Origin of the sequence: Halopseudomonas pachastrellae, from assembly GCF_900114765.1 — a bacterium.
GTDB lineage: Bacteria > Pseudomonadota > Gammaproteobacteria > Pseudomonadales > Pseudomonadaceae > Halopseudomonas > Halopseudomonas pachastrellae.
In genome coordinates, this window is record NZ_FOUD01000025.1 from 39,681 (window position 1) to 50,019 (window position 10,339).

At 56.1% G+C, this 10,339-nt stretch carries 11 protein-coding genes and 1 pseudogene; 7 read left to right on the forward strand and 5 right to left on the reverse strand.

All coding sequences use genetic code 11. The features are described from left to right. The first annotated feature begins 634 nt into the window (after positions 1 to 634). Positions 635 to 1,825: a Card1-like endonuclease domain-containing protein gene (locus BM116_RS17230; protein ID WP_169847306.1), complete on the forward strand. Its 1,191-nt coding sequence runs from the start codon at positions 635 to 637 to the stop codon at positions 1,823 to 1,825. A 61-nt stretch (positions 1,826 to 1,886) separates the two neighbouring features. Here the strand turns inward: BM116_RS17230 and BM116_RS17235 are convergent, their stop codons facing one another. The 3 genes from BM116_RS17235 to BM116_RS17245 form a co-directional block, all read right to left on the reverse strand. Then, on the reverse strand, positions 1,887 to 2,996 hold the full coding sequence (locus BM116_RS17235) for a YcjF family protein (RefSeq protein ID WP_083728511.1): 1,110 nt from the start codon (positions 2,994 to 2,996) through the stop codon (positions 1,887 to 1,889). 447 nt (positions 2,997 to 3,443) lie between these two features. Beyond that, complete coding sequence (locus BM116_RS17240) at positions 3,444 to 4,094, reverse strand: HEPN domain-containing protein (RefSeq protein WP_083728510.1); 651 nt, start codon at positions 4,092 to 4,094, stop codon at positions 3,444 to 3,446. Continuing rightward, positions 4,091 to 5,128 carry a helix-turn-helix transcriptional regulator gene (locus BM116_RS17245; protein WP_169847305.1) on the reverse strand — a complete coding sequence of 346 codons (1,038 nt, stop codon included), beginning with the start codon at positions 5,126 to 5,128 and terminating at the stop codon, positions 4,091 to 4,093. Before BM116_RS17245 ends, BM116_RS17240 begins: the two co-directional genes overlap by 4 nt. A gap of 140 nt (positions 5,129 to 5,268) precedes the next feature. Between BM116_RS17245 and BM116_RS17250 the strand changes: the two genes are divergently transcribed. The 6 genes from BM116_RS17250 (at position 5,269) to BM116_RS17275 (ending at position 9,397) form a co-directional block, all read left to right on the forward strand. After that, a complete protein-coding gene (locus BM116_RS17250) occupies positions 5,269 to 6,429 on the forward strand; it encodes an ADP-ribosylglycohydrolase family protein (protein ID WP_083728537.1) in 1,161 nt (386 codons plus the stop codon). Positions 6,430 to 6,485: 56 nt separating this feature from the next. Continuing rightward, a complete protein-coding gene (locus tag BM116_RS17255; RefSeq protein ID WP_083728508.1) occupies positions 6,486 to 7,079 on the forward strand; it encodes a hypothetical protein in 594 nt (197 codons plus the stop codon). Positions 7,080 to 7,104: 25 nt separating this feature from the next. Beyond that, complete coding sequence (locus BM116_RS17260) at positions 7,105 to 7,446, forward strand: hypothetical protein (protein ID WP_090475285.1); 342 nt, start codon at positions 7,105 to 7,107, stop codon at positions 7,444 to 7,446. A gap of 12 nt (positions 7,447 to 7,458) precedes the next feature. Next, on the forward strand, positions 7,459 to 8,208 hold the full coding sequence (locus BM116_RS17265; protein WP_083728507.1) for a hypothetical protein: 750 nt from the start codon (positions 7,459 to 7,461) through the stop codon (positions 8,206 to 8,208). 153 nt (positions 8,209 to 8,361) lie between these two features. Next, positions 8,362 to 8,706 (forward strand): hypothetical protein, encoded by a 345-nt coding sequence (locus BM116_RS17270; RefSeq protein ID WP_083728506.1) that lies wholly within the window; start codon positions 8,362 to 8,364, stop codon positions 8,704 to 8,706. Between the two features lie 439 nt (positions 8,707 to 9,145). Next, entirely contained in the window at positions 9,146 to 9,397 is a 252-nt protein-coding gene (locus BM116_RS17275; protein WP_139057010.1) for a hypothetical protein, read from the forward strand. A gap of 16 nt (positions 9,398 to 9,413) precedes the next feature. On the opposite strand, the gene BM116_RS17280 is transcribed toward BM116_RS17275, so the two are convergent. Together BM116_RS17280 and BM116_RS17285 are read right to left on the reverse strand one after the other, a co-directional pair. Further along, on the reverse strand, positions 9,414 to 9,995 hold the full coding sequence (locus tag BM116_RS17280; RefSeq protein ID WP_090475288.1) for a plasmid pRiA4b ORF-3 family protein: 582 nt from the start codon (positions 9,993 to 9,995) through the stop codon (positions 9,414 to 9,416). Between the two features lie 14 nt (positions 9,996 to 10,009). After that, positions 10,010 to 10,339, reverse strand: a pseudogene (locus BM116_RS17285) (WYL domain-containing protein); the annotation flags it as partial.

The following is a 10,339-nucleotide window of genomic DNA, read 5'->3' on the forward strand; positions in this document are numbered from 1 at the left end:
AATCAGCAGCTTGCATATGGTAAAATGCTGATCGTTTTTTGATCAAAAAGTTGATTAAAATTTGATCTATCTCCAGCGTGAAATTGTCCCAGTCGCTTGGCCAATCATACCGGAATACGACTAAGTTTCGGCGCGTTGTCGGGCTTCACCCTACAGTCTGGGGTCGTAACCGAACGCGCTGAATCAGGCGGCCACTGCGGTATCGGCAGGTCTGTTATATCGTTTGGCAGGCGCTGGTTGTAGCGGTTTGCTCAGTAACCGCTTTCCAGGCAGCTGTCGTCCGGGCCACCCATCAACGACTCCAGACACTCGGGATCCAGATTGTCCAGCCACTCGCTATCCACCGACTCGGCACGACTGCGCGAGTTTTGGCGTCACGTGTCGCAGGCCGATTCTCAGCCAGTCGCTGTTCGTAGATCAGGCGGGCCGTTATACGGTCGAGGTGGTTTAGTCCTTGGCAAAGTTTGCTCATTGCGATCTCCTTTGTGATTAGCACGCAGTATCCGGTGAAATCGAGGTTGATGGAGAGCTGCCAAGCTTGCGGTCAATTAGCGCTTGGCCCCGGCAGGCGCGGCATGCCAGCATGAGATATTGCCATCTCATGTGTGACATTGATTAAAGGAGCGGTATGGGCATGCATAGCCTTCACGTCTGCATTATTACTGGCCAGCCCCTGGCCAATTTGATTCCGTTGCTGCAGGAACGCCCCGAGACGATCTGTCTTGTTCATAGCGACGATATGCACGAAGCGGCGCAGGCGTTTTCGCATACGCTTGAGCAGGCGGGATTTTCTCCATCTCAGATTCTGGTGCGCGGGGCGTTGCCGACACACCCTTATGATGAAATCAGGCTATTTGCGATGGGGTTGCGTGATGACTTGGGGGAGCTTTATCCGGATGCGCGCCTGACTTGGCATGCAACTGGAGGCACCAAGATGATGGCGCTAGCCTTTTGGGATGTGTTGTACCGGGATCGTGACCGGGTTATTTACACCGAAACCCGTGATGGTGTGATCGAAGAGCTGATCCCTGAATCAGGCGCCAAGCAATTGGAAAGTGTCTTGACTCCTGAGCTGTATCTGGACGCACTGGGCAAGCTGAAGCGCCGGGCAGACTCTGACCGTGAGCAGTGGTGTGAGAGCGCGGTCGCGCGAAAGCAGGCTACCCGTTTTCTGGCCGAGAACGCCGAGGCTCTGGGTGGCTTGATCCAGCTTTTCAATCGGAGTCTTGATGCAGATGCGGGTCAGTTACAGCATCTGCGGATTGAGCGTGCGGGTGGCCAATGGCGCTCTGCCTTGACTCTGCTGATCGAAGCGGGGGTGCTGGATGGGGGGGAGGATGGCCAGTACCATACGGTGCGCAGCGATAGTGCCCGTTACCTGACAGGCGGCTGGCTGGAAGAGTACGTCTGGTACATCGCGACTCAGCAGGGGCTGGACTTTGTGCAGTCGGGCCTGAAATTTGGTGATCGGGCTCATCGCAAGGAGGGTCAGGATAACGAAATTGATACTTTCATCATGCATCGAAATCGGCTGCTGCTGGTCGAGTGCAAGAGTGGTTACCTGGGACGAGACGCACGCAAGGACGGGGATATTATTTACAAGCTGGATAGTATTGGGCTCCATGCGGGTGGTACTCAGGCGACCAAGCTGCTGATTGCAGCTCAGCCGCTTCAGCATGAGACCAAGGCGGGTAGAAAGGTCGATACGCGTGCGCGGGCAACCGCGACGGGCATCTATACGCTCGAGTGTGCGGGTTTGAAAAAGTTGGGGGAGAGCTTGCGGTACTGGCGTGATCAGGGACGCTGGCAGGGTATCGACTCCTGACAAGGCACGTTGTTCGTGTCTCGGGGTGGCCCCCGTTAGGCTTCGCGGGGGCGTTAGTCCGTTACATGGAGACCCGTTTTCTCAGTTCATGGGCAATCAATGACATGTCCAGTTCTTTGCCAGGGTTTTGCTCTATAAACTGGGTGAGTACCGAGATATAGGCCGCCCCCAGCGCTTTGGTAAGTGTCGTGGCCGTGGCGGCAGCGATGGTGCCGCCGACAACGCTGCCAGCCCCCGGTACCAGCTTTAGCAGACCCGTCACCAACGTTCGGCCAATCAAAGTCGCTGCGCCTGCACCCAGAGTGGAGGTGACCAGTGTTGTTAGCGCGGTGGTGCTGATCTCCATGCCAAAGGTAATACCAATTTTGGCCAGCATGCCGACCTGAATCGGTACCAGTCCAATCGCGTCGGAAAACGGAATGGGTACCGCGGCTAGTGCACCTGCAGCGGTAGCTGCGATCGCAACCTCTTTTTCTGCCTGCTTGATCTTGATCCGCGTTGCGGCAGCATGGCGTGAGCTTAGGGCATTCGCATAGGCGCGCTGCTTGGCTTCTGGCAGCAGGGCTGCGGTTTCCTGAATAAGACTATCCAGACCTTTCGGTGGCAGGCGAATACCTTCGCCGCCGTCGTCATCCATCACTTCAGCCAGTGCTCTGACCGAAACGACTGCGGCGACCGAGGTAAGGGCCTTTTTGACTTCGCTGCTGAAACCCTGATCGCAGCGCGACTTGGTAATGACTGCGATCACGGGGATTTTTTTCTCAGTAAACAGCCGGCAGAGTTCAATTTCTGCATCTTCGACACGTCGGCCATCTTCATGGATGCAGAGCCAGGCAACATGAATGTGCTGGTTTTCGTCTTCAGAGCTGGAGCGTTGCTCGATTACCGATCTCAGCTCAGCGGCAATGAAGCTATAGTCCTTAAGCTCAAGCCCTTTAGTGTCGAGTATGCTGATCGGGTGGCCGGGTTTGGATATTTCCTCGGTTCTCTGGGTGACTGGGCGGCCTGAGCCTGTTTCTGCCAAGTCTCCACGGAATACACTGTTGATCAGCGTGCTTTTGCCAACACCGGTTTTGCCGGCGATGATGATATTGATTTTGCCCGAGCTTTTGAGCGCGTTTTCGATAGCGTCTTCGATAGGGTTGGGTACAGCGTTGGATGTAGTGGTCATGATGCATTGCCTTTTTCGTATTGGTTAAATAGCTAGTGCCGGTGCTTGCGCGGTGCTGTAGTAATCAGTGGGTTGATTCAGGTGTGCCTATTGCCTTACGGATATTTCCGTTACCGCAGACTGGGCAGCAGCTGTACCAGTCCAGATCAAGTCGCAGCGCATCGCTTCTTGGCTGAATGCGCTTGCCCCATTGGCATAGCGTTCTCTGCTCAACGGGGTGCTTTAAGTATCTGTGGTTGTTGGCGAATGCTGGGAGGTCGCAAGCTTGCGACGCCTTGCTTGAGCGGTAGGCAGTAAGCTGTATTCGGAGGGTGAGGTGGTTGGGGCGCAGGTGGTCCGTGTAGCCGAAATGGCTGGGTTCAATGGCCTTTTCCTGCCTTGTCAGACGTATTGCGAGCCTGGCAATCGGAGAGGGGCGATTGTCTGAAGATGGTTACTGGTGACTTTTTATGCGTTTACAACAGGGTAGCTCGCATCACCCCACAAGGTATCCGGATTATCCAGCATGATCTCGATCACCAGTGGAACCAACTGGGACATAATGGCAACACAGTCACGTATCTGTCCTCGATTGACCTGACTGTTCCAGGTCGCTCCGCCGTGGATCAGCTGGTTGCGCAGGGTGTAGAGCCGGCTGAATACCACTGCGAGCACGGTTGCTGTGTCTCTTGACCCTAGCGCCGTTTTCGCTCTGTGTTTTCCGGCACTGAAGCGTTGCTGCCATTGATCGTGCGTGAGCTTGCCGCTCTGATAGTCCCAAAAGCTTTGGAACACATATGGGTTGTCCAGCAGTACTCGGATGCTGTTTGGAAAAGCCTGCCACACCAGTTTCTCCAGTGTGTTGTGCTGGTCTAGCTGACAGAGTTTGTTGAGAAACGCTTTGAAGGTTTCCTGTTCGCTAAGGCGCAGGCGTTCGTCAATTTCCGTGGCGTAGGCCGCATTGAACGCGATCCACAGAAAGATGAATTGTCCGTCCAGATCCTCTGCTTGCTCGGCGCGGTTGAGCCAGCTGAGCGAGCGGTGGATGCGCAAGGCGAGGTTCTCGTTGTGGGTATGGCGTTCGGCGCGTTGGCGTTGTTTCAGCTCCTTGTAGTTCATGCTTTTGTCTCCTCGGCGGCCTTGTAGCCATTCGCCGTTGCGTAAGCCAGAACCTTTTCCGCGTCTGATGCCAGGGCGTCTCGCCACTCGGCAGGCTGCTTCACATGGAAGGCAGGGCCAAGTCCGCGTATCCACCACAGGGTTTGTTTGTCGTTAGGCACGGTTGCGCGCAACTCGACTCGACCCTCTATATTGGGGGCGGACAACTGCTGGTCTTCGCTGACAGGGGTCTCTGCCAGTTTCCAGGCCAGATCGCTGGCGATGTCAGCAATCAGCTCTACGGGTTGTGCATTTATGGGATAGCCAAAATTGCCTTCCTGCACATAGCTCTGAATGCTGAAACCGGGGCTTGGGCGGTATGGCCTGGCGCTCTGGGCGACGGTTTGAAATCGGTGTAGGGCGAGTTGTCGTATATCGTCATGGTCATCAATCGTCGCCAGTACGTAGCTGATCGGCCCACGGATTACCAAGCCTTGCGGGTGAACGGTGTAGTGTTTGAGCTTCTTTTGATGGCGGTTCAGGTAATCGACATCAATCGCGTACTGGTTGAGCAGGGCGTCGGATATTGCTTCCCAGATCCCCGGTGCAACCATAGGGGCGATCAGCTCCTTACCCTCTGGAATGCTGGCAACACGCTTGCCCCAGTGCGCCAGATCATTGGTTTGAAGAGTATTCAGATGCTGACGGGCGCGAGCGAAGCGGTGCCTGATATGACCCAAAGCGGATGGTGGGAGTACTTCGGCTAGGCTTTGTTCGGCCATGACCAATACCAGAGCCTCTGCGGTATCCATCGCCGGCAGGTCGCTCGCAAACCCCGCTACATACTGCCAGCGGTAGGGTTTACTGGAGGTGTCACAGACCAACGGATAGCGGGCCGAGAGGTTTTGCAGGTCTCGCTGCAACGTGCGCTCTGTGAATTGAAAGCCCTCTTCCTTTAGCTTTTCGCACAGCGTCCCGGTGTCCCGTTTGCCTGGCGCGCGAGGGATGAGACTCAGCAAGGCCAATTGGCGCTGCACGGTATCGTGTTTGCTCATGACAAATCCTTTTGCTTGATGGCTGCGACATAAATCGTCGCATGCTGTCGTTATGCTGTCACCAGATAAATGCAAAGGAGCGCAGCATGACGGCATATACGCAGTGTTGGTCTCAATCAGGTGCCTTCACGCGCACAGACATGGAGCTGTCGTGCCTTGGCGATGACGACGTCTGTGGTAAACAATCGCTGTGGAGCTTAGCCGCGCAAGCTCGATCCCAACGCCAGACGATTCCTGCGGGGTTATCGTTGGCCGCCGAGCGGGTGGTCGGCTGCTTGCTGGCAGGTGCCGCCGGTGATGCGCTCGGAGCGCGGGTCGAGTTCATGTCGTGGGATGAAATTCGTCGGGGGTTTGGTAATTGGGGCATTCGTTCCATGGCTCCGATCTATGGCCGGCGCGGTGCCGTGACCGATGACACCCAGATGATGCTGTTTACCGCAGAGGGGCTGCTGCGGGCCTTCGTACGTCAGCACGAAACCGGTAGCTGCCACGTGCCAGCGGTTATTCACCACTCACTCCAGCGTTGGCTGCTTACCCAGGGTGTCGAGCCGGCGTTGAGCCCGTGCGGTGATGGCTGGTTGATCGAGCAGACTGAGTTGTGGTCACGGCGTGCACCGGGCAACACTTGCCTGTCTGCACTGATGGACAGTCGGGTGTTCGGCGAGCCAGCGGTGAACGACAGCAAGGGCTGCGGGGGTGTCATGCGTGTTGCGCCCTGCGCTTTTTTGTTCAATGCGTTCGATGTAGCCAGCGAGTCAGCCCGGTTGACCCATGGCCATCCTACCGGCTATCTGGCTGCCGGGCTGTTTGCCGACATTCTGAACCGTTTGTGGCGCCAGACTCTGCCGTTGGCTGAAGCGACGGTGATTTCCCTGCAAGCGCATGGCGGCAGAGCCGGCATGCAGGAAACTCGCAGGCTGATCGAATACATACTGCGTTTGCACCAGCAGGGCGTGCGACCCAACCCTGAACGCATTGCCGAGTTGGGTGGTGGTTGGGTGGCAGAGGAGGCACTGGCTATCGGGCTGTGGTGCGCTCTGGCGGCCGAGAGCCTCGAGGATGGCATCATCATGGCGGTAAACCACAGTGGCGATAGCGACAGCACCGGGATGATTGCTGGCAACCTGTTGGGTTTGATTTTCGGCCCACAGGCTATCCCCGAGCGGTGGTTGGAAGAGCTGGAGTTGCGAGATGTGATTACGCGGATTGCACTAGACTTGACGAGTATTCCTGCCTGCTATGAAGAGGGTATGGATATAGCGCAGCGGAAGGTCGCGCGAGAGACCTACCTTGGCTGGTGATCACTGGTGGTGAACATGGCGTCAGAGCACAAAATTGTCATTGGGAGGGGGGACATATGCGCGATATTTTTGAGCTGGAGAAACATACCCAAATCGATCGGAGTCAGTCCTACATTAGGTCCTATCCGCACCTGATTTCGTGGTTTTCAGAGCGGGAACGGCTGGCTGGTGCTGATGTTACCTGCGCCGCGCACATGGTCTATGGCTGGATGCCGACGATCCTCGAGTTGCACGCTACCGATGGGTTTGGTGTTGATGATGCAGCTGTGCTGCTGAATACGGCTCGGAGTGAGGGGCGTTTGAATGACCAGGCGATCACCCAGTTGGCCGGGTTGGTTAATCGCTCGGTTGTCGGTGCATCAAAACTGCTGCACTTCCTGTGTCCAGATACTTTTGCTATCTGGGACTCCCGGATATACCGATTCCTTTACCAGAAGGCGCCGCACCAGTATCGAGTGAATAATGTACGCGAGTATCAAGGCTACCTTGAGCTGCTCAGAAATCTGCATAGGGATGCTCGCTTTCCGGCTTTCCATGCATCGATCAACGAGAAAATGGGGTATCCCGTTTCAGCTCTCAGAGCGCTTGAAATTGTCATGTTTCAACATGCCGTATTGAGCGAGGTACCTGCCGATCCCGGCTACGTGTAGACCGTCGTTTGAATGAGCGTTTCCGATGGACCTTCTTAAAGCCGAGTTTGATCCAGGCTTGGAATCCCTGCGCCTCGGGATGCTGCTCCGGCAGTTTCCCGAGCTTGCAGATATCTGCGGTGAAGTGCGCTTTGCGGCGTGCGACGATGAGGCTCGATTGAGTCACGCGTCCTGGTCGACCGAAGGTGATTGGTTCGCTCAGGCAGGCGAATCAGGGGTCAAGCTGTATCTGATGGAGCTGCTGGATAGCTTCATTCAGTATCGCGCGCAGTGTTATCAGGCTCCCTGGCAAAACGGTATCGTGTACATTGACGCAGGAAGCATGCGGATCGAATGGTTGGCTATAGATGATGTCGCACATGGATAGAGGACGTAACTAATGGATGCATTGAAACAGGAATACGCGCGCATTCTGCAGGGGCTGCAGATTGATAGATTCAATCTGGATGAGGATAAGTACCCCGGCGTATTTCTGCCTGACCCCTTTGATGAGTACTGGACGGCAAAGACCAAGGTCATGCTGGTTGGGCGGGAGACTGCAGGTTGGAATACCGATAACAACAAAAACACTATCAAGCGTGCAGCGGGGTTGGGCGGTGTTTCGGTATCGGAGGTAGTAAACGAGTCCTTCAGACGCTTCAGAAAACACTTCGAGTTGAAGGGCGACAAGGTCGTCGATACGTCCAGAAGCCGGTTTATGCAGTATTACTTCCGGCTGGCTAGGGAGCTGGGTCTGGACCCCAGAGCAATGATCTACGCGAACCTGTTTGCCTGGGACTACGACAAGAAGAGCCCAAGAAATCGCCCAGCTAGCGAGTTCAATGAGATCGCATCAACGTCACAGCAATTGCTTGCTGCGCAGATTCGTCGTTTCAAGCCGGATTTCATTGTGTTCGCATCGGGCATCAAAGGCGCTGATGGGCTCATTCGGAGCCTGTTTAATGATCATTTCGGCGGATACCAGACCGCTAAAGACAAGCTGGTTCCGGGCAAACTCTGGGAGTTCGAAGCGGCCGGCGCCACCTGCTACCGCATAGCACACCCGCGTGCTGAATATGGACATGCGGAGTTCAGGGATAAGGTGATCGAACGCATCCGGGCCAGCGTTGCTTCGAGCGCATCGGCATAAGGGCTGTCACTATGCTGCAGCTGGCCACGATGGGCTTTGGCTCGGTGTGACCGTGTCCTGGGGAATGGGTTTGTTCATGTTCGCCGTGGCGTTGTTGCTCGGTGCCGCGGCATTCTCTGTACCCGAACTACCTGACCCACCCCAGGAGGCCTGATGACTGCGCAGATCGGTGACCTGCTTTTCTATCAGGGTGAGCGGCTAACCATGTGTGACGCTCCACTCGGCACCTACTTTCGCTTGGGTGGTGCGTATCCTGAGTTCGAGCCGAGCTCAACCGCGCTTATTCGTGGTTATGTCGCTACCTGGGAACTACTGGACGACAGGCTTTACCTGATCGCGATCCAGGGTTGGTTGAGCGATGGAACTGATGCGTCATTGGCGTCGGTGTTCCCGGGGTATCCGGAGCGGGTATTCGCGCACTGGTATTCTGGTCGAGTCCGGGTGCCACGTGGCAAACTGCTAAAGTACGTGCATGCTGGTTATGCGAGTGTCTACTAGCGTGATCTGCTGCTCGACTTTGAGCGTGGTGTGCTTGTCGCTTCGACGGAGAAGCACAACGGCGTATCGGATAACCCCAACGCGCCAGAGGGATATGGCGTGGGTGCGCTGACGGTGTTTCCGAGGCCAGGCACGCAGCAGGAGGTGGACGATTGACCTATCTCTACTGGTATCTCGGCATTGGCCTGCTGGTCGGGATTGGGTTCAGCATCCGTGGCGCGCGGGCTCACTCTTCAGAACCTCCGGAAACCGAGCCGGCAGCTCAGGCCCTTGACTCAGACTGGAAACTTCGAAGCGGCGCTGGTTACCCCTGATTCTGATCAGTAGCCTGATTTGGCCGTTGCTGCTCCTGCTTATTCTGGTGGATCGACCGTTAAAGCCAGCAGCCCCTATGCCAGAATTCGCTGTGACTTCACAGCATCTGCAGGAGGCTCTCTCCGTGGTTGAAATCGAAGCTCGAGAACGGGTTTTCGATCCGCTTGGCACGGTGCCGGATTTGCCATTCGGACACCTGAATACTGCTTGGCAGGATTTTCTCGTGCAGTGCGAGGAGGGGGCTGAGTTTAGGCGGTTTGCGGCTGATTGGGATGCAGGTTGGTGCAGGGAGCGGCGTGAAGGTTACGTCGAGATGGTGGATGGCCAGCCGGGGCGTTTCTTTATGACGCTGTGCAGGACGCTGCCGGAGGAGTAGCCGGCAGCCACCCGCGTTAGCCCCAGAGGTTGTTGCAAATGCGTTGAACCGCAGCGTTTGCGGCTCTGCAATCAAATAGTCGCGGATCGAAGTGCCCCCCGGCCCAAGCCAGCGCCTCTTTGGCTTCTTCACTGCCCTGTTGGGAAATCACCTGCAGAAAGTCCTGATACCCCGGCACGCCACCCACGTCCTCCGGTGGACAAGCGCCTGCACCATCCAGTACCTCGCACCAAGTGCCGGACACATTGCTTGGCTCCTGTGCTTCCAGGGCAATCACGTGTTGCCAGCTGTCGCCAAAGTCATAGGTGTAGCGTACACGGTCAACATGCTTGAACGCTTTTGTCAGTTTGATACGTCGATCATCCTGGGCATCGTCCTGCAGGTCGGCAAACTCCGGGTCCAGTGGCGTGTAACGATTGAGCCCAACCTGAAACTCATGCAGGTGGCAGCTGTGCCAGCCGAATGCCGCCTGGATGAAGTGGTGAAGCTTGCGTAGCGTGCAATCGCTGTTTACCCGAATTCGACGCCATACGGGCGGCTCGATCTGCAGCGGTTCCAGTTGAATAAACAGGGTGTACATCGATGGTTGGGTTGCCATGGGTGATCCTAGGGTTACTTGTAAAACCACTGCTGCAGTTGCTCAAGGTTACCGACCACAATCTGTTGAGCAGTGGGTTTGGCATGCACCTTGGTCGGGTCGATCTGGTAACGCTGCAACACGTATTGCACCAACGCGCCTCGGGTCTGGATTGCCAGTTGCCCGTCGATCATGCCGTAGTCCGCTTCGACGATTGCCCGCTGTTCCGGCTTCAAGCGTGAGTCTGGCTCAATGATCACGGCAACTTGGGTGTTCCAGGCAGTATCTGCTTCGCGGGTGTTGCCTGAGAGATCATCCATCAACTCAGGCACGCCACGGAAGCGACTCAGTACGAAGTCGCGATA